At 47.1% G+C, this 25,416-nt stretch carries 27 protein-coding genes; 15 read left to right on the plus strand and 12 right to left on the minus strand.

Annotated features, from left to right (window positions below):
• Positions 1-543 precede the first annotated feature (543 nt).
• Positions 544-1,092, plus strand: coding sequence for a gamma carbonic anhydrase family protein (locus FKN08_RS20310; protein WP_170892798.1), 549 nt, complete (start codon positions 544-546; stop codon positions 1,090-1,092).
• A gap of 7 nt (positions 1,093-1,099) precedes the next feature.
• Here the strand turns inward: FKN08_RS20310 and FKN08_RS20315 are convergent, their stop codons facing one another.
• The 4 genes from FKN08_RS20315 to FKN08_RS20330 form a co-directional block, all read right to left on the minus strand.
• Positions 1,100-1,363 (minus strand): DUF1488 domain-containing protein, encoded by a 264-nt coding sequence (locus FKN08_RS20315; RefSeq protein WP_012841273.1) that lies wholly within the window; start codon positions 1,361-1,363, stop codon positions 1,100-1,102.
• Positions 1,364-1,366: 3 nt separating this feature from the next.
• Positions 1,367-2,200: a shikimate dehydrogenase gene (aroE, locus tag FKN08_RS20320; RefSeq protein ID WP_145473388.1), complete on the minus strand. Its 834-nt coding sequence runs from the start codon at positions 2,198-2,200 to the stop codon at positions 1,367-1,369.
• A 101-nt stretch (positions 2,201-2,301) separates the two neighbouring features.
• Positions 2,302-3,219, minus strand: a complete 918-nt coding sequence (gene hemF / locus FKN08_RS20325; RefSeq protein WP_065645011.1) for an oxygen-dependent coproporphyrinogen oxidase — start codon at positions 3,217-3,219, stop codon at positions 2,302-2,304.
• 47 nt (positions 3,220-3,266) lie between these two features.
• Positions 3,267-3,824 carry an L-threonylcarbamoyladenylate synthase gene (locus FKN08_RS20330; RefSeq protein WP_005394015.1) on the minus strand — a complete coding sequence of 186 codons (558 nt, stop codon included), beginning with the start codon at positions 3,822-3,824 and terminating at the stop codon, positions 3,267-3,269.
• Between the two features lie 199 nt (positions 3,825-4,023).
• Here FKN08_RS20330 and purE point away from each other — a divergent pair, with 199 nt between their 5' ends.
• Positions 4,024-4,509: a 5-(carboxyamino)imidazole ribonucleotide mutase gene (gene purE, locus FKN08_RS20335; protein ID WP_170892799.1), complete on the plus strand. Its 486-nt coding sequence runs from the start codon at positions 4,024-4,026 to the stop codon at positions 4,507-4,509.
• A 4-nt stretch (positions 4,510-4,513) separates the two neighbouring features.
• Entirely contained in the window at positions 4,514-5,641 is a 1,128-nt protein-coding gene (locus tag FKN08_RS20340) for a 5-(carboxyamino)imidazole ribonucleotide synthase (RefSeq protein ID WP_104971081.1), read from the plus strand.
• Positions 5,642-5,710: 69 nt separating this feature from the next.
• Here FKN08_RS20340 and FKN08_RS20345 read toward each other — a convergent pair whose 3' ends face one another.
• From FKN08_RS20345 to FKN08_RS20360, 4 genes are all read right to left on the minus strand, one after another.
• Positions 5,711-6,280, minus strand: coding sequence for a topoisomerase DNA-binding C4 zinc finger domain-containing protein (locus FKN08_RS20345; protein WP_005386647.1), 570 nt, complete (start codon positions 6,278-6,280; stop codon positions 5,711-5,713).
• A 78-nt stretch (positions 6,281-6,358) separates the two neighbouring features.
• Positions 6,359-6,838 (minus strand): DUF494 family protein, encoded by a 480-nt coding sequence (locus FKN08_RS20350; RefSeq protein WP_170892800.1) that lies wholly within the window; start codon positions 6,836-6,838, stop codon positions 6,359-6,361.
• Positions 6,839-6,840: 2 nt separating this feature from the next.
• Positions 6,841-7,950 (minus strand): DNA-processing protein DprA, encoded by a 1,110-nt coding sequence (gene dprA / locus FKN08_RS20355; RefSeq protein ID WP_145473391.1) that lies wholly within the window; start codon positions 7,948-7,950, stop codon positions 6,841-6,843.
• Positions 7,934-9,028, minus strand: coding sequence for a LysM peptidoglycan-binding domain-containing protein (locus FKN08_RS20360; RefSeq protein ID WP_170892801.1), 1,095 nt, complete (start codon positions 9,026-9,028; stop codon positions 7,934-7,936). The genes dprA and FKN08_RS20360 overlap by 17 nt, the downstream gene beginning before the upstream one ends.
• 138 nt (positions 9,029-9,166) lie before the next feature.
• On the opposite strand from FKN08_RS20360, the gene def reads away from it, so the two are divergent.
• The 6 genes from def to FKN08_RS20390 all read left to right on the plus strand — a co-directional run bounded on the left by def (position 9,167) and on the right by FKN08_RS20390 (position 15,536).
• Positions 9,167-9,685 carry a peptide deformylase gene (gene def, locus FKN08_RS20365; RefSeq protein ID WP_005379068.1) on the plus strand — a complete coding sequence of 173 codons (519 nt, stop codon included), beginning with the start codon at positions 9,167-9,169 and terminating at the stop codon, positions 9,683-9,685.
• A 33-nt stretch (positions 9,686-9,718) separates the two neighbouring features.
• The gene (gene fmt, locus FKN08_RS20370) at positions 9,719-10,666 is read left to right on the plus strand and encodes a methionyl-tRNA formyltransferase (RefSeq protein ID WP_005461453.1); all 948 of its coding nucleotides are present in this window, start codon (positions 9,719-9,721) and stop codon (positions 10,664-10,666) included.
• Positions 10,667-10,746: 80 nt separating this feature from the next.
• Positions 10,747-12,030, plus strand: coding sequence for a 16S rRNA (cytosine(967)-C(5))-methyltransferase RsmB (rsmB, locus tag FKN08_RS20375; RefSeq protein ID WP_170892802.1), 1,284 nt, complete (start codon positions 10,747-10,749; stop codon positions 12,028-12,030).
• Positions 12,031-12,094: 64 nt separating this feature from the next.
• Complete coding sequence (gene trkA, locus FKN08_RS20380; protein WP_170892803.1) at positions 12,095-13,471, plus strand: Trk system potassium transporter TrkA; 1,377 nt, start codon at positions 12,095-12,097, stop codon at positions 13,469-13,471.
• Between the two features lie 9 nt (positions 13,472-13,480).
• On the plus strand, positions 13,481-14,926 hold the full coding sequence (locus FKN08_RS20385; RefSeq protein WP_006742925.1) for a TrkH family potassium uptake protein: 1,446 nt from the start codon (positions 13,481-13,483) through the stop codon (positions 14,924-14,926).
• Between the two features lie 25 nt (positions 14,927-14,951).
• Positions 14,952-15,536, plus strand: a complete 585-nt coding sequence (locus FKN08_RS20390) for a DUF3157 family protein (protein ID WP_170892804.1) — start codon at positions 14,952-14,954, stop codon at positions 15,534-15,536.
• Positions 15,537-15,574: 38 nt separating this feature from the next.
• Here FKN08_RS20390 and FKN08_RS20395 read toward each other — a convergent pair whose 3' ends face one another.
• Positions 15,575-16,228, minus strand: coding sequence for a hemolysin III family protein (locus FKN08_RS20395; protein ID WP_005394044.1), 654 nt, complete (start codon positions 16,226-16,228; stop codon positions 15,575-15,577).
• Between the two features lie 70 nt (positions 16,229-16,298).
• Positions 16,299-17,105, minus strand: a complete 807-nt coding sequence (locus FKN08_RS20400; RefSeq protein ID WP_005394045.1) for a sporulation protein — start codon at positions 17,103-17,105, stop codon at positions 16,299-16,301.
• Positions 17,106-17,401: 296 nt separating this feature from the next.
• Here FKN08_RS20400 and FKN08_RS20405 point away from each other — a divergent pair, with 296 nt between their 5' ends.
• From FKN08_RS20405 to FKN08_RS20425, 5 genes are all read left to right on the plus strand, one after another.
• Positions 17,402-17,569: a hypothetical protein gene (locus tag FKN08_RS20405; RefSeq protein WP_005379043.1), complete on the plus strand. Its 168-nt coding sequence runs from the start codon at positions 17,402-17,404 to the stop codon at positions 17,567-17,569.
• A gap of 166 nt (positions 17,570-17,735) precedes the next feature.
• Positions 17,736-18,002, plus strand: a complete 267-nt coding sequence (locus FKN08_RS20410; protein WP_048625604.1) for a YihD family protein — start codon at positions 17,736-17,738, stop codon at positions 18,000-18,002.
• A 313-nt stretch (positions 18,003-18,315) separates the two neighbouring features.
• Positions 18,316-19,737: a cytochrome c oxidase accessory protein CcoG gene (gene ccoG / locus FKN08_RS20415; protein WP_170892805.1), complete on the plus strand. Its 1,422-nt coding sequence runs from the start codon at positions 18,316-18,318 to the stop codon at positions 19,735-19,737.
• 54 nt (positions 19,738-19,791) lie between these two features.
• On the plus strand, positions 19,792-20,778 hold the full coding sequence (locus tag FKN08_RS20420; RefSeq protein ID WP_170892828.1) for a serine/threonine protein kinase: 987 nt from the start codon (positions 19,792-19,794) through the stop codon (positions 20,776-20,778).
• 34 nt (positions 20,779-20,812) lie between these two features.
• Entirely contained in the window at positions 20,813-21,415 is a 603-nt protein-coding gene (locus FKN08_RS20425; protein WP_005379036.1) for a thiol:disulfide interchange protein DsbA/DsbL, read from the plus strand.
• Between the two features lie 46 nt (positions 21,416-21,461).
• On the opposite strand, the gene FKN08_RS20430 is transcribed toward FKN08_RS20425, so the two are convergent.
• Positions 21,462-22,340: an acyltransferase gene (locus FKN08_RS20430; protein ID WP_048625603.1), complete on the minus strand. Its 879-nt coding sequence runs from the start codon at positions 22,338-22,340 to the stop codon at positions 21,462-21,464.
• A 149-nt stretch (positions 22,341-22,489) separates the two neighbouring features.
• Between FKN08_RS20430 and FKN08_RS20435 the strand changes: the two genes are divergently transcribed.
• The gene (locus tag FKN08_RS20435; protein ID WP_170892806.1) at positions 22,490-23,446 is read left to right on the plus strand and encodes a DUF2860 domain-containing protein; all 957 of its coding nucleotides are present in this window, start codon (positions 22,490-22,492) and stop codon (positions 23,444-23,446) included.
• A gap of 57 nt (positions 23,447-23,503) precedes the next feature.
• On the opposite strand, the gene FKN08_RS20440 is transcribed toward FKN08_RS20435, so the two are convergent.
• A complete protein-coding gene (locus FKN08_RS20440; RefSeq protein WP_006742918.1) occupies positions 23,504-25,027 on the minus strand; it encodes a YifB family Mg chelatase-like AAA ATPase in 1,524 nt (507 codons plus the stop codon).
• Between the last annotated feature and the right edge of the window lie 389 nt (positions 25,028-25,416).

Below are 25,416 nucleotides of genomic sequence, written 5' to 3' on the forward strand. Positions count from 1 at the left end.
CGTTCAATCTGAGCCATGATCAAACTCTTCAATTTAAGATTTTGTTCGGCTCAATGAATACTGAACATTACATAAAGTAATGTTTGAATTGACTGTGCTGAATCCGAAGATTCAATGGTCACTTCGTATCATTGAAACCTAATTTGAAACCGAAATTTCTAATTGGATTATCATCAACGAGTGCCCACACAGATTGATAGGTCTATATTGTTAAAGAGCTTTCCTGTTGAGCTTTGCTCAAAACAGGACGGCCATTTTAGCGAGTTAAAGTTTAGTGTCAATCACTTTTTTCAAACTTTCTTCAAGCGTTTCCGCTTGGCTAATTTGGCTTGCTAACTTGGCTTGCTAACTTGGCTTGCGTTTCTTTCGAAGCGTTGCCGTGTCAGCGAGGTGGCATTATAGAGATTGCGATCACATTGGCAAGCCCTTTTTCTCGTTTTTTTTGATTTTTTTATCGTTTGGGTGTTTTTTATTCTAAAAGGCGAGTTTTCACTACTATTCTACCTCCATGTCCCCTGTACTCGCCCCTAATAAGGAGAAAAGATGAGCTCAATTAGAAGCTACAAAGGTATAAAGCCTCAACTTGGTGAGCGTGTTTACGTTGACTCAACCTCAGTGTTAGTCGGAGATATCCGTATTGGGGACGATTCTAGCATTTGGCCATTAGTAGCGGCACGAGGCGATGTGAACCACATTCACATTGGTGATCGAACGAATATTCAAGATGGTAGTGTTTTGCATGTCACCCATAAGAACCCCGAAAACCCAAACGGCTACCCACTTATAATTGGCAATGACGTTACGATTGGCCACAAAGTGATGCTGCACGGTTGTGAGATACACGATCGTGTATTGGTTGGTATGGGGGCGATTGTTTTAGATGCTGTCGTTATTGAATCAGAGGTGATGATTGGAGCGGGCAGTTTAGTACCGCCAGGAAAGAGATTAGAAAGCGGTTATCTTTATGTCGGTAGTCCAGTTAAACAAGCTCGTCCTCTATCAGAGACAGAACGAGCTTTTTTGCAAAAGTCTGCCAATAACTATGTTCAAAACAAAAACGACTACTTACATGAAGTAGAAGACTTGAACTAAAGGTCTGTTAGCCGATGATAATATGGCCTTCTTCGTTGAAGGCTTCATCTTCTATTAACTCTTCTGCTATTTCTTCCAGATCAAATCGGTAGTCAATAAAAGCAGAGAGCACGGCCTGCTCTGTATCTAACTCTGAGCCAGATAACTTTTCTAACTTTTGTTTCGTCACAAAGCATTCTATTAGCGCACCAGATTGTTGCGCCGCAAAGTTTACTGATTGTGACACTTCATCCCATGATTGCATGTCTGGGAATAAGATGGATTGATTCATCGCTTATTGACCTTCAAGGTTCTTTCTTAATTCACGCAAAATCTGTTTAGCTCCAGGACGAAGACCGCGCCATAACATAAAACTCTCAGCAGCTTGGCCAACTAACATACCTAAACCATCATAAGCATGTGCCGCACCGTGTTGCTTAGCCCATTGGTTAAATGCGGTATCACCTTTGCCATACATCATGTCGTAGCTTGTACTATTGGCGGCGAACACCGAGGAAGAGATCGCAGGTAACTCACCACTCAATGATGCAGACGTGGAGTTGATTACGACGTCGTACTCTTCAGCAATGGTATTCATCTCTTTTGCTGTAACAGGACCATATGCAGAAAACAATTCTGCCAATTCTTCGGCTTTAGAAAATGTACGATTAGTTATCGTTAGAGATGTTGGTTTTTGATCGAGCAATGGTTTAATCACTCCTCGAGCGGCACCACCAGCTCCTATGATCAGGATGCGTGCGCCTTCTAAAACGACTTGATGTTGCAACAAGTCCTGCACTAAGCCTGCACCATCAGTGTTATCACCAATGATTTCACCATCATCAAGCTTCTTAAGTGTATTCACTGCTCCAGCAAGCTGAGCACGCTCGGTCAAACGGCTGGCAAATTGATAGGCATCTTCTTTAAAAGGCAAGGTCACGTTACAGCCTTTGCCGCCGTCAGCAAAAAATGCTTTCGCCGCCTCGATAAATCCACCCACAGGCGCACACTCTGCGGTGTATGTAAGGGACTGATTCGTTTGACGAGCAAAGAGTGTATGGATAAATGGCGACTTGCTGTGCCCGATAGGGTTACCAAACACGGCGTAACGATCGATTTGCGGGGTCATGTCCTTACCTTTATTCCTTACTTAGATATAGAGAAAACAGGGCCATCTGATTACAGATGACCCTATCACTATCTATCTATATAGAAAAGGAGATTCCGTGCTTACCATTCGCGTGGTTTCAGGTATCGATCGTAAAGTTCGGCTTCAGGCGTCCCTGCTTCTGGTTCGTAGCGGTACTCCCATCGCGCTAACGGCGGCATCGACATCAGAATCGACTCGGTACGCCCACCACTTTGTAAACCAAATAAGGTGCCACGGTCGTAGACTAAGTTGAACTCAACATAACGACCACGACGGTAAAGTTGGAATTCACGTTCACGCTCGCCATATTCGATGTCTTTACGACGAGACACGATCGGCAAGTAAGCTTGGCAATAGCCTTCACCCACCGCTTTGATGTAATCGAAACACTTATCGAACTCCCAGTGATTCAAATCATCAAAGAACAAACCACCGACACCACGAGTTTCGTTTCGATGTGGCAAGAAGAAGTACTTATCACACCACGCTTTGTGCTCGGCATATACTTCTTCACCAAATGGGGCACAGATGGCCTTAGCTGTATCGTGCCATGACTGACAATCTTCTTCGAAAGGATAGAAAGGAGTCAGGTCGAAACCACCACCAAACCACCAAATTGGTTCTTCGCCCTCTTTCTCGGCGATAAAGAAACGTACATTCGCATGAGAAGTTGGGACGTAAGGGTTTTTGGGATGGATAACCAAAGAGACCCCCATCGCTTCAAAGCGGCGACCAGCTAGCTCCGGACGATGTGCCGTCGCAGATGCTGGCATTTCTTTCCCTTCTACATGCGAGAAGTTCACCCCACCTTGCTCGAAAACAAGGCCATCACGCATAACACGTGAGCGCCCACCGCCACCAAGACGTTCGCCCGGTTCACGATGCCATGCATCCTCGACAAAGACGGCCTCTCCATCTTCTTGTTCTAACTGCTGACAAATGGAGTCCTGAAGTGACATCAGGAACTGCTTTACGGCGTGCTTATCGATTGCTGACATACGTTATTACCTATTACGTGATACCGGTTGATGACTGGCAAGCAGGGTTAGCCCTGTCTTAATATTTGTGAAGTCTTGGCGTCACGAATCTCGCTGGGTTTATCACGACCGCTGGTTTCACCACGAAGAATGGCCACCAGCTTGTCACCCAATTGCTCTTCGACTTCTTCCGTGGTCATACACGGTGGCAAGCCGGAAAGATTCGCGCTGGTAGAGGTTAACGGCTTTCCGAATGCATTACACATTTTTTGAACCAAAGGATGATCAGTCACACGAACCGCAATTGAATCAAACTGCCCTGAAACCCAGTTGGAGACTTTATCGCTCGCTGGCATGATCCAAGTGTATGGACCTGGCCAAGTAGCATGAACAGTCTGTAATTGTTCTTCAGTCAACTGAGATTCATCAATATACGGCAAGAGCTGCTCATAACTTGCAGCGATCAGAATCAGCCCTTTTTCCACCGGGCGCTGCTTGAGCTCCAGCAGTTTTTGAATTGCTTCTGGGTTATCTGGATCGCATCCGACACCAAAAACCCCTTCTGTTGGGTAGGCAATCACTTCGCCTTGTTGTAGTGCGTTGAGCACTTGTTCAAAGTTATCCACCGATTACTTCCTGATTGTCTGACTGTATTATTTTCACTAAGTGTACAAATATTCATTCTCAGACACTAAAGCAATTTTTTTATAAAATGTATCAATAGCGTCAACAACAAGAAGCAAACGTTTGCTTGAGATAAAAATCCCCGTATAATGCGCACAAATTTATCAGCTCACCTAATTTTGCAGCTTGAAGGAGTTTGAGATGAAAGTCGGTATCATCATGGGTTCTAAATCCGATTGGCCAACCATGAAACTAGCAGCAGACATGCTGGATCAATTTGGCGTGTCTTACGAAACAAAGGTGGTGTCAGCTCACCGTACTCCTCAACTATTAGCCGATTACGCTAGCAGCGCGAAAGAACGCGGCATCAAAGTGATCATCGCAGGTGCCGGTGGTGCAGCTCACCTACCGGGTATGGCAGCTGCATTTACTAGCATACCTGTACTCGGTGTTCCAGTTCAGTCTCGCGCACTAAAAGGCATGGACTCTCTGCTATCTATTGTACAAATGCCAAAAGGCATTGCCGTCGGTACGTTAGCGATTGGCGAAGCGGGCGCAGCAAACGCCGGTATCCTAGCGGCGCAAATACTAGGCACTCATGACGAAAACATCCTGGCGAAGGTAGAAGCGTTCCGCAATGAACAGACGGAAACCGTACTGGCTAACCCAAATCCAGCTGAGGATTAATCAGATGCATGTACTGGTTCTTGGTGCGGGTCAGTTGGCTCGCATGATGTCTCTGGCTGGTGCGCCATTGAATATTCAAATTTCAGCTTACGATGTCAGCAGCGGTGATGTCGTTCATCCTTTAACTCAACAGGTACTTGGCCATGGCTTGGAAAATGCGATTACGCAAGTTGATGTGATTACTGCCGAGTTCGAGCATATTCCACATGACGTGCTCAAGGTTTGCGAAGCGAGCGGCAAGTTCCTACCAAGTACGCAAGCCATCAAAGCAGGTGGTGATCGCCGTATTGAAAAAGCACTGCTTGATGATGCTAGCGTGCGCAACGCGAAATACTACGTGATTGAAACTCGTGAAGACTTTGAGCGCGCAATTGAACACGTTGGTATGCCAATGGTTCTGAAAAGTGCATTGGGTGGTTACGATGGTAAAGGTCAATGGCGCTTAAAAGACGCTTCTCAAGTCGACGACATTTGGACTGAGATGGCAGAGTGCATCGCGGCAACACCTACTCAAGCGATTGTGGCTGAAGAGTTTGTTCCTTTTAACCGCGAAGTATCACTTGTAGGTGCTCGCGGTAAAGATGGCAGCGTTGAAGTGTACCCTCTAGCAGAAAACGTTCACATCAATGGCGTACTGAGCTTATCCACCGCAATTGATGCGCCAGAACTGCAAGCCCAAGCCAAGCAGATGCTCACGGCCGTCGCAGATAGCCTAGATTACGTTGGTGTATTGGCGCTCGAATTCTTTGATGTCGATGGCACACTGTTAGTGAATGAGATTGCCCCACGAGTGCACAACTCCGGTCACTGGACACAGCAAGGTGCAGAAACCTGTCAGTTCGAGAACCACCTGCGCGCCGTATGCGGCTTGCCGTTAGGCAGCACCAAACTGATTCGCGAAACCTCGATGGTGAATATTCTTGGTGAAGATACGTTGCCAGAAGCGCTTCTCGCCATGGATGGTTGTCACATCCATTGGTACGGCAAAGAGAAGCGTGAAGGGCGAAAAATGGGTCACATCAACGTATGTGGTGACTACCCAGGAGAATTGCACCGTAGGTTGTGCGCTCTCGCGGATGCCTTAGATCCAATGGCATTCCCAGCCGTGCACGAGTTTGCGAAACAAGCATAACTCTAAAATCTAGCCCCAAAAACCACAAAGGGTCGCACGATGCGACCCTTTTTAATTCCTTTGATGTATTTACCCTTGCTGAGTGTGCTGGCACTTACGGTTGGCACATTGCAATTTCACACCACTGGCGAGTTTCTTCTCCACCAACAGAGTAAAACCACATTCTTCGCACCTCCCCTTTACCGGAGGGAGATTCACTGCAAATTTACATTTAGGGTAGTTATCACATGCGTAGAAAGTTTTACCAAAACGCGTCTTACGTTCAACTAAATGACCTTTACCGCATTCAGGACACGCGTGGTGCTCTTGCGACTGCTTTTCTGGCTCTGGTTGATTAATCGACTCAATATGATGGCACGCCGGATAGTTACTGCAACCAACAAACATCCCATAACGCCCTTGGCGTAATACCAACTCGTTACCACAATCTGGACAAGGAACGCCAAGCTCTTTGACGATGTGTCCATCATTGTTGTGCAGGGCTTTGATGTAATCACAGCTTGGATAGTGGCTACAGCCAAGAAAGGGACCGTGTTTGCCATGTTTGAGGGTCAACTCGCTGCCACATTTAGGACACGGCTCGTGTTCCAATGCGTGTTCATGGGCAGAGAAAAGGGTGTTGTCGATTTTACTACTCATACTTACCGTTTCGTGAAAAACACACCAAAAGACAAGCTCGCGTTCTTGCTAGCTAAACTCGAACTTGCCTAGATTGGGTTAGTGAAGAATCCCTTGTTCCTTGGTGTACAACAGCTCTTCCATTAGCGTATAAGCGTTTTCATTACCAGGCACATTAAACAGCACCATCAAAATGATCCATTTGAGGTCTTCAAGCTCAAACTCACTCGTTTCTAGCCCCATCACTCGGTCAATCACCATTTCGCGAGTTTCTGTGGTTAAAACATTGATTTGCTCGAGAAACAATAAAAACCCTCGGCATTCCAAATCTAAACGCTGCATCTCTTTCTCTGTGTAGATACGAGTTGATGACGAAGCCATGCAAGTCGAGATTGCAGAAGAGGTGTCACTTTGCTGCAATGCGGCAAGCTCTTCTAACCAGACAAGGGCTTTGTAGATATCTTTTTGTTGGAAGCCTGCACGGAGCAGCTCTTCTTCCAACTCGTCTTGTTCGACCTGTAACTCTGCATCGCTATGGATGTAGGTTTCGAATAGATACATCAGTATATCCATCATCATAGCTAGCCCCTCCCCTTTCGAATATAGCCACCTGAAACCGCAACGACATGCCCAGAGAGTTCTAACTCTAAGAGCTGCATCATGACTTCCTGGACAGGTATATTGGTCCTGTTTGCAAGAATATCAACCGGTGTAGCTTCACTTCCTACGTTAGCTAACAGCTGAGGAAATGGCAATTCTTCTTCATCATTTAACGTAGAAAATAAATCGGTACTCTGATTAATAGACCAATCAAGCAAAGACTGTATTTCATCTAAGACATCTTTCGTCTTTTCTACGAGGCAAGCACCATGACGTATCAACTGGTTGCCACCGCTGGCATTAGGGGCATTTATCGAAGCTGGCAGCGCAAACACTTCTCGACCTTGCTCAAGCGCGTAACGAGCAGTAATTAACGAGCCACTCCTTTCCGCCGCTTCCACAACTAACACACCTAGCGATAATCCGCTAATAATGCGATTTCGACGCGGGAAGTTTTCCGGGCGCGGCTTGGCGTTGGGGCGAAACTCAGACACCAAAGCCCCATGTTCAATAACACGTTGCGCTAAACCACGATGACGTGCCGGATAAATATTTTCTAAGCCAGATCCCAGCACCGCAATCGTCTTACCACCCGCTTGCAACGCACCATCATGCGCATGACCATCAATGCCTAAAGCGAGACCACTGGTGACAATAAAATCGTGCTGAACAAACTCTGCAGCAAACTGACGTGCATGCTGTAATCCATCAATACTCGCATTTCGACTGCCAACCATCGCGATTTGTGGCTGAGAGAGACAAGTAGGGTTTCCTTGAACAAAAAGTAGAGGTGGCGGTGCAACGATTTGTTTGAGTTGAGGTGGATAACGCGGGTCAGTCAGTGTCAGGATATGATGATTTGTAGAAGCCTCAAGCCAGCTTAAACAAGCATCGACATCTTTATCTGTTGAAGCCCAAGCTTGAATTTGCTTAGTTGTTAACCCAAGTTGTTGTAGCTGTTCAGGAGAGAAGTTTACGATGTTACGTGGCGTGTCTCTTGCCAGTAGCTTATTCATTTTGACGCCGCCAATGCCTGGTAAACAACTCAGTTTTAACCAGGCAGCGAGATCATCGTTATTTCGTCGATTCATCGATGGTTAATTCGTCCGCCAACGGTGACACCACCGAAATATCTTGGTTAATGGGTTTAGTACTGTTAGTGATCAGTGCCAAGCTAAAGTACTCATAAGGACGAATGACCAGCAACTCACCAACTTTGCTTTGAGGCAAAGTAATTTTCTTATCAAGCACGCCAAACTCTTTCTTGAACTCATCGCCGTCTTTGTAAACTGGGTGCGCGTCTTCTTTTAAATCAAACACACTGCCTTGCTTCAGATTGTCTGACGTGCCTTTATCAATCACCACGACTTGGTTAGTTGAACTAAAGCGAATACCTTCGATATTACCTAGCAACTTTGCCGAACTGCCTTGTGGCGACGGCAGCGGGTAGAACGTAGTCGTGAAGTCAGTATTCTCAACCGATTGATTTGGCAACGCGATATCGTTACGTAGAATTTCTTGCATCTGCGATGTAAGCTTCAAACCTGAATAATCACTCGAAGCCTCAATGAGTTCGCCTTTGGCAATCAAACGCAGCGCAGTGATCTCTTCGGACACATCGTCACGCGAAAAGGTTTCTACCGGTCGGTAAATAGCCCAGCCTGTAGCGGTCTGCTTGCCATCGATGTACAGCACATCTTCTGCCGTCAGATACTTACTGCCTTTGCTGCTGCCCATCACTTTTGCAGCATTGTTCAACGCATCTTGATCCAGCAACCGATCCGATTTGAGGTACGGCATCACCAAACCTTCCGCGACCGTTGGTACGGCTTTCTTTTCTGTGATGCGAGCTTTCGGGCTCAGCTTCTTAACCGGTTTTAGGCTCAACACGGGCTGACCGTTAATCCACACCAAAGACAGCTTGTCTCCGGGATAAATTAAATGAGGGTTGTCGATTTCCGGGTTTACTTGCCATAAACGAGGCCACAACCACGGGCTATCCAAGTACATGGCCGAAATATCCCATAGTGTATCGCCCTTCACGACTACATATGTTTGTGGCGCATCATCTTTAACAGTCAGTGGTTTCGCATCCACACTTGCTACAGCGTTGAAAGAGAAAAGTAACGGCAACGTAACACTGGCAACGTTGCGGAAAATTCGATTCATGACCCTCGTCCTTGGTCTGTTAAGCAGGAACCAGAATGGAAATTGGTGCAAGGATGCTGTCATTTAGGCTATAAAATGTCTAGAATTGAGCCAACAAGGTTTGTGCTGTTTCGGCACAGTTCAATATTTCGAGTGAATATGTCTGTATTACAAGTATTAACATTCCCGGATGATCGCCTGCGCACAGTCGCAAAGCCTGTTGAAGCGGTGACGCCTGAGATTCAAAAAATCGTCGATGACATGATTGAAACCATGTACGACGAAGAAGGTATTGGCCTTGCTGCAACGCAGGTTGATATCCACAAACGTATCGTAGTGATTGATATTTCAGAAACTCGCGATGAGCCGATGGTGCTAATCAACCCTGAGATTCTGGAAAAGCGTGGCGAAGATGGCATCGAAGAAGGCTGTCTGTCGGTACCAGGTGCACGCGCACTTGTGCCTCGCGCTGCAGAAGTTACCGTTAAAGCACTGGATCGTGATGGCAAAGAGTTCACCTTTGAAGCCGACGACCTGCTAGCAATTTGTGTTCAACACGAGCTTGATCACCTACAAGGTAAGCTATTCGTGGATTACCTATCGCCACTGAAACGCAAACGCATTCAGGACAAGCTAGCGAAAATCAAACGCTTTAACGAGAAGCAGCAAAACGCTTAATCTCGAACCATACCAATTAGAAGGAAGCCTACCTTGAGTCAGTCTTTACGTATTGTCTTTGCAGGTACTCCGGATTTCGCCGCCCGTCACTTGGCGGCGTTGTTGTCTTCGGAGCATGAAGTCATCGCGGTTTACACAAACCCAGATCGTCCAGCGGGTCGTGGCAAGAAATTGGCTGCGCCACCGGTAAAACAACTGGCGCTGGAACACAACATCCCGGTTTACCAACCTGAAAGCTTTAAGTCCGACGAAGCGAAACAAGAACTTGCCGATCTGAACGCCGATCTCATGGTTGTCGTGGCATACGGTATGCTACTGCCACAAGCGGTTCTTGATACCCCTAAACTGGGTTGTATCAACGTACATGGTTCTATCCTACCTCGTTGGCGTGGTGCGGCTCCAATCCAACGCTCTATTTGGGCGGGCGATGCAGAAACTGGCGTGACCATCATGCAGATGGACATCGGTCTCGACACTGGTGATATGCTGAAGATTGCAACTCTGCCAATCGAAGCGACAGATACCAGCGCTTCAATGTACGAAAAATTGGCGGAGCTTGGTCCAGAAGCCCTGATTGACTGCCTAGCAGACATTGCTGCGGGTAAAGCAGTGCCAGTGAAGCAAGATGATGAGCTAGCGAACTATGCGAAAAAACTCAGCAAAGAAGAAGCACGCATCAACTGGAACGACGATGCGGCGCACATTGAGCGCTGCGTTCGTGCATTTAACCCATGGCCAATGAGCCACTTTGAGGCGGCAGAAAACAGCATCAAAGTATGGCAAAGCCGTGTGGCAGAGCAAACCAGTGACAAGCCAGCGGGCACCATCGTGCAAGCAGATAAAACCGGTATTTATGTTGCGACAGGCAACGGTGTACTGGTGCTAGAGCAACTGCAAGTTCCTGGCAAAAAAGCCATGTCAGTTCAGGATATTCTAAACTCACGTGCAGCTTGGTTTGAAGTCGGCACTCTGCTGGTTTAAGCCATACTAGGGGTTATCATCCCCAATAATACGAACTTTTAGAGGGCAGAGATGCCCTCCTTTACTTTAAGGTACTCATCATGAATGTTCGCGCTGCGGCTGCTAACGTCCTGTATCTTGTCGTCGACAAGGGCCACTCACTTTCAAGCGCTCTTCCAGCGGCTCAACAAACGGTACGACCTCGTGACCACGCTCTGCTACAAGAGATCTGTTACGGTGCGCTACGTTACCTACCTCGCCTAGAAATGATCGCAAACCAGTTGATGGATAAGCCGCTCAAAGGCAAACAACGTGTATTCCATCACCTAATTCTGGTTGGTATTTACCAACTGAGCTTCATGCGTATTCCTGCGCACGCAGCAGTCGGAGAAACGGTTGAAGGCACTAAAGAGCTGAAAGGCCCTCGTCTGCGTGGTTTGATTAACGCTGTATTGCGTAACTACCAGCGCAACCAAGAAGAACTCGACCAAATGGCCGTCAGCAACAACGCTGGCAAGTACGGTCACCCAAGCTGGTTACTAAAACTGCTGCAAGAGGCCTACCCACAGCAATGGGACAGCATTGTTGAAGCGAACAACCAAAAAGCACCAATGTGGCTGCGTGTGAACCATCAGCACCACACTCGTGATGAATACCTTGCGCTACTCAAAAATGAAAACATTGATAGCACGCCACACACAGAAGCAATGGACGCCATAAAATTGGCCGCGCCATGTGATGTGATGAAGCTACCTGGTTTTGATAAAGGTTGGGTTTCGGTACAAGATGCGGCAGCGCAGCTTTCGATCAACTACCTAAAACCACAAGACGGCGAACTGATTTTAGATTGCTGTGCTGCGCCAGGTGGCAAGACGGCGCACATTCTAGAGCGCACGTCGGGCAGTGAAGTGGTCGCGATTGACTGCGACGACACACGCTTGAAACGTGTGCATGAAAACCTGAAGCGTCTCAACCTTCAGGCAAAAGTGGTTTGCGGTGATGCGCGTAATCCACAAGAATGGTGGCAAGGCGAGCAATTTGATCGCATTTTGCTGGATGCCCCATGTTCTGCGACTGGCGTGATTCGTCGTCACCCAGACATCAAATGGCTACGTCGTGCAGACGACATCGCCGCATTAGCAGAGCTACAAAGTGAAATTTTTGATGCCATGTGGACGCAACTGAAACCCGGCGGCACAATGGTTTACGCGACTTGTTCAATCACACCGCAAGAAAACGTGGAGCAAGTAAAAGCGTTTTTAGCACGTACCGCGGATGCGCAACTGCTGGATTCTGATCCCGACCAGCCTGGTCGTCAAATTCTACCAGGCGAAGAAGACATGGATGGTTTCTACTACGCAGTGCTAACTAAAACACACGCGTAACAGCATGCTAAATAGGGCGATTGGAGTGATTTCAATCGCCTTTTTCAGATAACGAGAAAAGAGTATGAAGATCATTATTCTTGGTGCAGGTCAGGTTGGCGGCACACTGGCAGAAAACCTAGTGGGTGAAAACAACGACATCACCATCGTCGATAACAATGCCGATCGACTGCGTGAATTGCAGGACAAATACGACCTGCGTGTGGTCAATGGCCATGCGAGCCACCCAGACGTGCTGCACGAAGCTGGTGCGCAAGACGCCGATATGCTCGTCGCAGTAACCAACACTGATGAAACCAACATGGCCGCCTGTCAGGTCGCGTTCACTCTATTCAACACCCCAAACCGCGTTGCACGTATTCGCTCTCCAGAATACTTGGCAGAAAAAGAAGCCCTGTTTAAATCTGGCGCCATTCCTGTCGATCACCTTATCGCCCCAGAAGAACTCGTTACGAGCTACATCGAACGTCTGATCCAATACCCGGGCGCGCTGCAAGTGGTGAGCTTTGCTGAACAGAAAGTCAGCCTAGTGGCGGTAAAAGCCTACTACGGTGGACCGTTGGTGGGTAACGCGCTGTCTGCTTTGCGTGAGCACATGCCACACATCGATACCCGTGTGGCAGCGATTTTCCGTCAAGGCCGTCCGATTCGCCCGCAAGGCACTACCATCATTGAAGCCGACGATGAAGTGTTCTTCGTTGCAGCAAGTAATCATATTCGCTCAGTGATGAGTGAACTTCAGCGCCTAGAAAAACCGTACCGCCGTATCATGATTGTTGGCGGGGGTAACATTGGTGCCAGTCTCGCAAAGCGCTTAGAACAAAACTACAGCGTGAAGCTGATTGAACGTAACTACCAACGTGCAGAAAAACTGTCAGAAGAGCTAGAAAACACCATCGTGTTCTGCGGCGACGCGGCAGACCAAGAGCTTCTCTCGGAAGAGAACATCGACCAAGTCGACGTCTTCATCGCGCTGACCAACGAAGATGAAACCAACATCATGTCTGCGATGTTGGCAAAACGCATGGGTGCGAAAAAAGTAATGGTGCTGATCCAACGTGGCGCTTATGTAGAACTGGTACAAGGCGGCGTAATTGATGTGGCCATCTCACCACAACAAGCCACTATTTCAGCCTTGCTGACACACGTTCGTCGTGCCGACATCGTGAACGTATCCTCACTTCGCCGCGGCGCTGCAGAAGCCATTGAAGCCGTCGCTCACGGTGATGAAAGTACATCGAAAGTGGTTGGGCGCGCGATTGGCGACATCAAACTCCCACCTGGGACCACCATTGGTGCTATCGTTCGTGGCGAAGAAGTCCTTATTGCCCACGACCGTACGGTCATCGAGCAGGATGACCATGTGGTGATGTTCCTGGTCAACAAAAAATACGTATCAGACGTCGAAGCGCTATTCCAGCCGAGTCCATTCTTCCTCTAGGATTTTCCTATGGTCAACTTACGTCCCGTACTGTTTGTTATCGGGCTGGTTTTATCCAAACTGGCCCTGTTTATGTACGTGCCGACTTTGGTCGCTTTCTTTACCGGTACGGGGGGATTCCTCGATTTCGCCCAAGCCGTTGTGATCACGCACCTTGCCGCTTTCATTTGTTTGACGATCGGTCGAACCGCTAAGTTCAAACTCAGCGTACGCGATATGTTCCTCATCACCAGTTTGGTTTGGACCATCGCGAGTGCGTTTGCCGCCTTGCCGTTTGTGTTCATCAACCACATCAGCTTCACCGACGCCTACTTCGAAACGATGTCGGGTATCACCACGACGGGCTCAACGGTGCTCAGTGGCCTAGACAACATGGCGCCGAGCATCTTGCTGTGGCGCTCTATTTTGCAGTGGCTTGGGGGGATTGGTTTTATCGTAATGGCGGTGGCGGTGCTACCTATGCTCAATGTCGGTGGTATGAAGCTATTCCAAACCGAATCATCCGATTGGTCGGATAAAAGTAGCCCGAGAGCAAAAACGGTCGCCAAAAACATCGTAGCGGTTTATTTGATGCTTACTGGCTTATGCATTGTGGGCTACTTGGTCACCGGCATGAACCTGTTTGAAGCGATCAATCACGCCTTTACCACGCTATCAACGGGCGGATACTCTACATCCGACGGGTCGATGAACCACTTCTCTAATGGCGCACACTGGGTGGCCACTACCTTTATGTTCTTAGGTGGCTTGCCATTTTTGCTCTTCATCGCCGCGTTACGTAAACGCCGTATTGATGTGTTAGTTAACGACGCTCAAGTTCGAGGATTCGCGTACCTGTTCGTGTTCTCAAGCTTAGTGATTTCAGCCTGGTTAGTGATTCGAGACGGATACACCATTTTGGATGCGCTACGAGTGTCGATGTTTAATATCGTCTCTGTCGTCACCACAACCGGCTTTGGCTTAGAGGACTTCACCGCGTGGGGCGCATTACCCACAACTCTTTTTGCCTTCTTAATGATGGCGGGCGCATGTTCGGGGTCAACGTCTGGTGGGATCAAAATCTTCCGTTTCCAAATCGCAATGACACTGCTGAACAAACAGATGATGAAATTGATTCACCCTTCAGGTGTGTTTGTACAGCGCTACAACCAACGCCCAGTGAATGATGACATTGTTCGCTCGGTGGTCGCGTTTGGCTTGATGTTCTTTATCACCATAATCTTCATCGCGGGTTGCTTGAGTGCGCTGGGTTTAGACCCCATCACTAGCATCTCTGGTGCCATTACTGCGGTAGCCAACGTCGGCCCGGGTATGGGAAGCGTGATTGGACCGACGGGTAACTTCGCGCCTCTGCCAGATACCGCCAAGTGGCTTCTGAGCTTTGGCATGTTGATGGGCCGCTTGGAAATTCTGACTATTCTTGTACTGTTCTTCCCTGCGTTTTGGCGCCGTTAAGCAGACACAAATAAAAGGTATAACAATGAAAACATGGATCACTCTGGCGACCCTACTTGCCGCCTCATCCGCCTACGCCGCTGAAGTCATCACTTTAGCCGATGGTCGAGAAGTGAAGTTAAACGATGACTTTACTTGGGAATACGTCATGAAAAAACCTGCGCAGCAAGCAACAGAGACGCAAGCGACAACAGGTGCGGTTGAAACGATCGCAGCTCCCGCAATTGCGACAATTCCAGTAGTGACGAAAACTGTTGGCACTACCGTGGTAGTAAACGCCAAAAAGCCAACCATGCAGCTGTCTGACTCTGGTGTCGACGTACTGATTGACTCCGCGAGCTATCAAGATGGTGAGCTCGTACTGCCAACGTCCATTACCAATCAAAGCTCACAATCGGTGATTCAAGTTGAAGTGGAAGTTCAGGTATTTGATATGTCTGGCCAGCAACTGGCGAAAGAAAAAGTCACAGTTTGGCAATCCATCAAGCGAATGGCGGATACTTACCTGCGACCAAAACAAGCAGAACAGGGTAAAAGCATCAAACTGGCAGTGCCGCAGTCTCAGCAATACCAGTTTTCAGCCAAAGTGTTAGAAGTGAAAACTCGTTAATGTGATAACACATGTTTTGTCGAGCTCATATCTATCCGTTAGATAGGCTCGACAAAATAATAAATTGCGAAGAAGTGACACACACAACCCGCTAAAACGAAGCCGTGCCAAATCGCATGATTGAATGGGATACGCTTCGCAACGTAGAAAATCACCCCCAGTGAATACACTATCCCACCAGCTGCGAGTAATGTCAGTCCGCCAATATCCAAGTTGATCGCCAACTGATAAATCACAATCAACGACAGCCAGCCCATGACCAAATACGTCATTAAGGAAAGCTTTTTAAATCGGTAAACAAACGCGACTTTCATTATGATGCCGAGTAGAGCGATGGTCCAGATAACAATCATCAAACCAAACGCGAGCGGCGTACGTAAACTCACCAACAAAAAAGGCGTGTAACTGCCAGCAATGAGCAGATAAATGGCACAGTGATCGAAGGTTTTTAGCCATCGTTTAGCGTTGGGGTGCGGAATTGCGTGATACAGCGTCGAAGCCAAAAATAGCACGATAATACTCGCACCGTAGACAGCCATACTGGCCAGCGTCAGCGTATCAGCTTGCTGGTCTATGGCTTTGATTAGCAGCAGTATCAGGCCAACAATACCAAAAATCATCCCAATGCCATGAGTGATGGTATTAGCCAGTTCTTCGCGTTGACTGTATTGAGGTTTCTGCAGTTCAGACATCAATGCGCCTATACTAGAGTTTGAAATTTGCTCTAGTATGGCACATTAGGCTTACACGTGTAAGCTTAAATTAAGACTCATGAACGGCCGTGGTTTGATCGAGATAATTAAGTACAAGTTCGCCCACTTGATCAAGTTTAGTCGTGGCTGGAATGGTCAACTCTCGTTTGAGTTTTCCGCTACCCAGTAAGCTTGCGAGCATGCCACCCTCGCCCTTGCGTGTGCGGTCAACTTCAAACCATAATTTGAGTTCTTGCTCGCTACGATGAGCGACAAATTCTAACTCACGCCACACGCCATGGTATGGCCCGTCAGTCGGCACCATCTCAAATTCTTGCACAAATGGCAGGTCGAACCCTTTCACTTCCTCACACTCCACTTGGCGAATACGCAAACCTTGCGCTTCAAATGCGGATAACACCGCATCCATTAGTGGATCAGGTCGAACGGTGAGGATGTCTTTATCGGTCGGGTCTAAAGCAGCGGCAACGTCCAAGCCGGTTTCGAGCCACACTTTGGCGTCACCAATGGTGACAGGCGTATTCCAAGGCACATCGAGCTGAACATCGAAGGTACGCTCTTCGCCGGAATGGATGGTAAACGCATAAGGGAGGCTCCACTTAGCAAGCACATGAGTCTGAGGTACTCGGCGCATGCTGTGTCCTTCTCGCGCACCACGATCATCAGGAGCTTCCGCGATATAGCGGCAACACAGTTTTAAATCGATGTTGTCGATCGCTTGTTCAGTAGCACCACCATAAACATGGATAGACACATCCACACTTTGACCAGGATATAGCACGTCTTGATTTAGGATTGAGTCAACCTTAGCGCTCCCAATCCCAAAACTGGCAAGTGTCTTCTTCAAAAATGACATAGGCACCTCCTTCGTCGAGATCTCATACTACTACTGCTGATCGAGGGATCAAACAAAAATTGCCTCGATCATCGCGACAAAATGACAAAATCTAAACAATTCAATTGCTCAACTATCGACCAATTATTACAAGGATGCTAATCTTATACGTGATATGCATGCATATCGGTATTCCTGATTCATTAACTGGATTGGCGAGAGCCAGAAGAGTGATTCTTCAATCTTGTTGGAGCCTAGCTCATAATGATTCAGGCCATTACATCGGCAATGGATATGCCTGACAGTTAGGTAAATTAATGCGCCCAACAACAGTCAGGTTCGCACACACTAATACTAGTGCAATGCGCCGCCGCAGTGGCTTTACTACTGCACCAAAGGCAAAGCAAGTTGCGCCAGCAATGACATTGGTTGAGAAGACAGCAATGATGTCGAGTGTTCCGGCCAAAGTTATCAAAGCAGCTTAATCAAAAGCGCGGCGCCAGCTGCGCTTTTTTCTTTGCACACGACTCAAACCACCTCAACGACTTAGAACAAAACACAGTGAAATAGATAGTTTTTCCTATTTGGTCTTCGCAAAGCAATTTGGTACCTTTACAGCTAATTACACCTATAAATTCTGTGGAGAAAGAAATGAAGTGTCATCGCATTGAAGAGCTGCTTGAGCTACTAGAGCCTGAATGGCATAAAGACCAAGAAATGAACCTACTGCAGTTCATCGTGAAGCTAGCGAAAGAAGCAGGCTACGAAGGTAAGCTAGAAGATCTGACCGACGACGTGCTGATCTACCACCTTAAAATGCGTAACAGCAGCAAAGACGAAATGATCCCAGGTCTTAAGAAAGACCAAGAAGATGATTTTAAAACTGCGATTCTGCGCGCTCGTGGCATCATCAAATAACCGGCTCAACAACCCAGTATTCTTTAAGCGACTCCCTCAAATGAGTCGCTTTTTTATAACTAAAATTTTTAGTCCCACAGTTGGTTATAACTGTTCAACCAATTATCAGGTTAACTGTACTGACTTTTGTTGTTAAACGTTGACTGCGTTAAAGAAAAGGAATTGTTATTGATTGTATAATCGCCGTTCATCAGTATTTACTAAAATAATTATGTCCGGTCATTATTTATGATAAGGACGAAGTAGCAATGTCATCGAGCGACATCAATAGAAATGACGCCGTACATTATAAAAGCCTAAGAAGGATGAGTGCATGAGTCAGGATAAGATCGATATCAAAGATGTGACTCCTAAAACCTACAACCCTAAGACTCATAAAGGGAATGGGGATCGGTTCAACCCAAGTAATCGCATCTATGTACGCGAAAGCAAAGGGACTTACCAGAAACTGCGTCGTTACGGTGGTTGGTTCTTACTGCTTCTCTTCGCTTTGATACCGTGGATTCCTTACGGTGAACGTCAAGCGATCTTGCTCGATATTGGCAACCAGCAGTTCAACTTTTTCGGTACCACGTTGTATCCGCAAGATCTTACCCTACTCGCCTTGCTATTTGTGATCGCAGCGTTTGGGTTGTTCTTTATTACCACCTTCTTAGGTCGAGTTTGGTGTGGCTATCTCTGCCCACAAACCGTCTGGACCTTCATGTATATCTGGTTTGAAGAGAAACTGGAAGGTAGTGCCAATAAGCGTCGTAAGCAGGACTCCAATAAGCTGACGGCGAATTTAGCGATGCGTAAAACCGTCAAACATATAGCTTGGTTTGCCATTGCGCTCGCCACTGGTTTTACTTTTGTTGGCTACTTCGTACCAATGAAGCAATTGGTTATCGACTTTTTCACCTTTAACGCCACCTTCTGGCCCGTCTTTTGGATCATGTTCTTTGCCATTTGTACTTATGGTAATGCTGGTTGGATGCGTTCCATCATGTGTATCCACATGTGTCCTTATGCGCGCTTCCAGTCTGCCATGTTTGATAAAGACACCTTCATCGTTGGCTATGATGCCAAACGTGGTGAAAAACGTGGTCCACGTCCGCGCAAAGCCGAACCAAAGCAACTTGGTTTGGGGGATTGTATTGATTGTGATTTGTGTGTGCAGGTGTGCCCAACAGGTATCGATATTCGTGACGGCTTACAATATGAATGTATTAACTGTGGCGCCTGTATTGATGCGTGTGACAACACCATGGACCGCATGGGTTACGAAAAAGGCCTAATCAGCTACACCACCGAGCATCGCTTATCGGGTAAGAGTACCAAAGTCATGCGTCCGAAGCTGCTGGGCTATGGAGCTGTGCTACTGGTCATGATTGGTCTGTTCTTTGCCCAAATCGCAGCGGTAGACCCAGCAGGCATGAGTGTTATTCGCGACCGTAACCAACTGTTCCGGGTAAATAGCTCAGGCGAAGTAGAAAACACCTACACCCTCAAAGTGATCAACAAAACTCAGCAAGTGCAAGAATACTCGTTGGATGTTGAAGGGCTATCCGATGTAAGCTGGTACGGTAAGCAGACAATTCAGGTACAGCCAGGTGAAGTATTGAACTTACCAATGAGTCTTGGCGCCGATCCTGACAAGCTAAACTCTGCGATTACGACAATTCAGTTTATACTCACCGATAAGAGCAACGAATTCACCATTGAAGTGGAAAGCCGCTTTATAAAAAAACTATAGCGTCTACTTCAGTGACTAATGGAAAAAGGCTCAGCAATGAGCCTTTTTGTTTATATGTCCCAAAGTATGTTTAACTTTGACGCCCTTACCCCAGATTTTATGTGGTACGCGTTAGAAAGCATCGGCGTTCGCGCAGAATCAGGCTTTCTTCCCCTCAATAGCTACGAAAACCGTGTTTATCAATTCACTGACGAAGAGCGTCGTCGTTATGTCGTCAAGTTCTACCGCCCTGAACGTTGGAGCAACGAACAGATCCAAGAGGAGCACGACTTCACTTTAGAACTAATTGGCAACGAAATCCCCGTCGCACCACCTGTGCGCATCAACGGTAAAACCCTGCATCACTATCAAGGCTATGCCTTTGCGCTGTTTGAGAGCGTGGGTGGTCGCCAGTACGAGGTTGACAACTTAGATCAGCTCGAAGGTGTAGGGCGTTTCCTTGGGCGCATCCACAAAGTGGGTAGCCACCAAGCCTTCCAACATCGACCAACGATTGGCTTGCAAGAATACCTGTATCAACCAAGAGAGATTCTGCAAAACGCCAACATGATTCCAATGCACTTGGAGAACAGCTTCTTCAATGACTTGGATATGCTGATCAAATCGATTGAAAGCCACTGGCAAGAAGGCTTCAATACCATTCGGCTGCATGGCGATTGCCACCCAGGCAACATTTTGTGGCGAGATGGCCCTATGTTTGTTGATTTGGATGACGCTCGTAACGGCCCTGCTGTGCAGGACTTATGGATGCTACTGAACGGTGAGCGCCAAGACAAACTGATGCAGCTGGATATTGTTTTAGAAGCTTATCAAGAGTTTTGCGACTTTAACCCCGCAGAATTGAAACTAATTGAGCCACTTCGCGGTCTACGAATGGTGCACTATATGGCATGGCTAGCAAAACGTTGGCATGACCCTGCGTTTCCTCTCGCTTTTCCATGGTTTAATGAGCCAAAATACTGGGAAGGTCAGGTCCTTGCATTTAAAGAGCAGATCGCCGCTTTAGAAGAAGCACCGCTGTCTTTAATGCCTCAATGGTAAGTCAGGCCACAAATTCAAAAATGGAGATATTTCGATGAAAAAACTGTTCGCACTGTTTTCTATGCTGATGCTAAGCCTGTCGGCACATGCAGCGCAATTCAAAGAAGGTGAACATTACAAAGTATTGGATCTTGAGGCATCAAAAAAACCTCTTGTGACGGAGTTTTTCTCTTTCTACTGCCCGCACTGTAATAGCTTTGAACCTGTTATCCAGCAACTGAAAAAGCAGTTGCCAGAAGGCACTAAACTACTAAAAAACCACGTTTCTTTCATGGGTGGCAACATGGGCCCATCAATGAGCAAAGCCTACGCGACCATGGTTGCACTAAAAGTGGAAGACAAAATGGTGCCAGTGATGTTTAACCGCATCCACAATCTAAAGAAGGCGCCACGTAACGATGAAGAGCTTCGCCAAATCTTCCTTGATGAAGGTGTAGACGCGAAGAAATTCGACTCTGCATTCAAAGGCTTTGCGGTTGATTCCATGGTTCGCCGTATGGACAAGCAATTTGAAAACAGCGGTCTAACCGGCGTTCCTGCGGTTATCGTTAACAACAAATACCTAGTTCAAGCACAAAGCATCAAGACAATGGATGAGTACTTCTCTCTGGTGAACTACTTGCTGACACTAAAATAAGCGCATCGATATCAATCAAAAGGGGAGCCCATCGCTCCCCTTTTGTTTATTTGTAAATCTCTTGTAGCAACCGATCTTTTTCTTGCCACACATCACCCAACCATTGCTGAAATTGTCGCTTATAGGGCTTATCGTTAAAGTAATCACCAAGCACTCGTTCATCGACGGGCAACACATTCACACGCACAACAACCTTGCCCATTCGGCCCATTAATAAATCCTTGAATGGCTTATTTGTATTTTCTGGGTACGCCAGAGTCACATCGATAATGTTCTCGAACTGCTCCCCCATTGCCGCTAACGTGTATGCGATCCCGCCCGATTTTGGTTGCAGCAAATATTGGTAGCTCGCCTTGCTCTTACGCTGTTTTTCTTCGGTAAATCGAGTGCCTTCGACATAATTAACCACTGTGGTTGGGGCATTTTTGAACTTGGCGCACGAGCGACGTGTCGTCTCTAAATCTTGACCTCGTTTGTGCGGGTTGCGGATCAGATACTCTCGCGAATAACGACGCATAAATGGCATGTCGAGCGCCCAACACGCCATCCCAATGAAAGGCACATACAACAGTTGTTGTTTGAGGAAAAACTTCGGCATAGGAATGCGGTCTTTAAACACGCAGCAAAGCACCACAATATCGGTCCAACTGAGATGATTACTGATCAACAGATACCACCCGTCTTTTTTCAGCGCCTCACCGCCCTGAACATCCCAGTCAACACGGTTAGAAACCGCCAGAATGCCCGCATTAACGGTAGCCCATAACCACATCACCTTGTTGGCACAAGCGGTCGCTTTCGCTTTTAGCTCCACGCTTGGAAGCAATACTTTAAACACAGCGATAATACAAATTGCGATTGAACACAGCGCAGAATTGAGAATCACAAAAGAAGCGTTAAAAAAAAATAACAAATATGCCAACATGATAGTCAAACAACAGTGATAATGTGTGAAGAATAAAACAGCGTGTAATTATACTGCGCCTTTGCCACATTGGAATATGCGTGGGAATGGTCAGATTTGTTACCTCAACCAATATTTGCACCACTCATTCGACAATAAGGAGATAACGAATGAAACCAAGGCTAATTCTCTTGCCTTTGGCCTTTGTCGTCAGTTCTGCTCAGGCTCAACTCGCTGAAACCGCAGGTTTTGGCGGTGAAATTTCGCTGAATGCCGGATTTGTATCATCAGAATCCAACTTCAATACGGAAAATAGTAACACCATCGATTCTCTCGATAAGCGCGCCGATAGTGACAGCTCCGTTATCGCTGCGCCGCTAGGAAGCATTACTTACACTTTTGGTAACCGACTCAATCACCAAGTGTACGCGGGTACCACACGTTCCGATGTCGCGGTTGGTACACTCGCTTTTCAGCTGGGCTATCAACACGAGTTGCCATCCGGCACCGTGCTCGATATTTCCTATCTACCGACCGTGCTCAAAAGCGAAACTTGGCGTAACCCATATCAAGTCGGAATCGCCCGTCAAGAAACGGATGTGGACGGCAATGCCTATCGCTTTCAAATCAAGGGATTAATTGATAAAAACTTCAACCTTGATCTCGCTTATGCTGATAAAGACATTGAGCAAGAAGAAGTAACGGACCGTTCACTCGCTCGCGATGCGAGCCTTTACTACGTTAAAGGTGACTATCGGATTTCACTTAATCAAACATCCATGTTGCAACCGGCGTTTACCTACATTAATCAAGATGCCGACGGTAAGGCGGAATCATTTGATTCGTACGGGTTTGACATCAGTTGGTTTAAATTTATCAACCGCCATCGGTTGGCCCTCACCGCAGGTTATGCATGGAAAGACTATCAAGCCGCTAGCCAAACTTTTGCTAAAACACGAAATGACGACACCGTCAGCCTATTTGCAGCCTATGAATATCAAAACGTATTTGACTGGCAAAACTGGTCGTTCATCTCTTTAGCTGGCTACAGCCAAACGGAATCCAATATCACGTTCTATGATGAGAAAGAGTACCTGTTGTCTCTTGGTCTCAACTACACCTTCTAACGTCCTTCATCGCAACAAGACACTTACAACACTTGTTGCGGTGATATTTGCACGTCTCTATACCGCTTGCGCCGTGAGTTGTTTCAGTAAGCGATCCATCGCTCGATACCCAAGCGCCTCGGCTAAGTGCGCTCGTTCAATCTGCTCCGCCCCATCAAGATCTGCTATCGTTCGTGCTACTTTGATAATGCGATGATACGCGCGAATCGAAAGCCCCAAACGATGCAAAGCGGTTTCAAGAAACTCCGCATCACTTTTGTGTAAGGGGCAAAACGCCTCGATTTCTCGACTGCCTAACAGCGCATTGACCTTACCGCTGCGGTTCAACATATTGGTACGCGCATGATTCACACGTTCTTTAACGATAGCGGTCGGCTCACCGCGATCACCACCTTCTGCTAATGTCCCTTTGGGCAAAGCTGGGATTTCTAAAGACATATCAAAGCGATCTAACAGTGGTCCAGATAATCGACCAAGGTAGCGCAAAATAGCTTGTGGGTTGGTACGAGCTTGATTACCTTCGTAATATCCTGTCGGACTTGGGTTCAATGCACCAACTAATTGGAAGCGAGCCGGAAAACGTGTTTTACCTTGCGCCCGAGAGATAATGATCTCACCAGATTCGAGCGGTTCGCGTAACGAGTCCAGCACCTTTCGGTCAAATTCGGGCATTTCGTCGAGAAACAACAAGCCGTTGTGGGCTAAAGAAATCTCCCCGGGTCTGGGTACCGAGCCACCGCCAACTAATGCCGCCATTGAACTTGAATGATGTGGAGAACGAAACGGACGCGACTTCCAATTGTGCTCATTAATTTCACTTTGTGTCAGCGATGCCACCGACGCGGTTTCCATTGCTTCTTCGTCACTCATCTCCGGTAGTAAGTCACACAAACGCGAAGCCAACATGGTTTTTCCAGTACCTGGCGGGCCAAGGAAAAGTAAGTTGTGGTTTCCAGCGGCAGCTATCTCCAATGCGCGCTTACCTTGTTGTTGGCCAATAATATCTTGTAAGTCTCGACCATGTTTTTCGACTATTTTGCGCTTAGGCGTTTGAAAAAGATTCAGTCGATGTTGACCACAAAGCTCGGCACATACTTCCAGTAATGATTGGGCCGATTTATGTTGTTCCTTCCCCACCAGCGCCGCCTGATCGCCATTCACATGTGGGACCACTAAATGACGTTGAATCTTACTAGCTTCCAGCGCAGCGGGCAGCACACCTTTTACAGGTCTTAGACCACCAGATAGCGCTAACTCGCCAACAAATTCGTAGTTTTTAAGCTTATCTGTCGCGATTTGCTCCGAAGCGGCCAAAATTCCCAATGCAATAGGAAGATCAAAACGCCCTCCCTCTTTGGGCAAATCTGCTGGAGCTAAATTAACGGTGATCCGCTTAGCTGGAAACTGAAAATTAGAATTAATGATCGCGCTACGAACGCGATCTTTGGACTCTTTTACCGTCGTCTCTGGTAGCCCTACCAAGGTAAACCCGGGCATACCATTGCTAATATGAACTTCTACACTAACCGATGGCGCTTGCACCCCGACGCTTGCTCGACTATGAATGATTGCCAGCCCCATACGTTCCTCAATTTATTGAACACTCTGTAAACAAATGTTTTATCTAGTTGGTTATGTTATATACCGCGTCCCAATTGAGAGTTAATGTGAAAAAAGAATGACTTTTTGCTTGTCATGCAGCGGAATTGTGTGATACCACTAATGACGCAAACAATTTCGTAGAACATTACACAACATTTTTTAACGAAAAAAGAACGACAGACAGATGAACCTTTTCGCTCATATCAACGCACTGCTAGCCCTGATTATCGTGGTCATTATTGGCACCGCGCGGGGTATTGTGGGCGAAAGGTAACCACAAATTACAAAAAACCCCCGCACTGAAAAGTCCGGGGGTTTTTTTACAACTACAAGTTGTCATCTGTCTAACCCTCGGACAGTTTAACGGG

Origin of the sequence: Vibrio sp. 1-2 (7-a), from assembly GCF_013048515.1 — a bacterium.
GTDB lineage: Bacteria > Pseudomonadota > Gammaproteobacteria > Enterobacterales > Vibrionaceae > Vibrio > Vibrio diabolicus.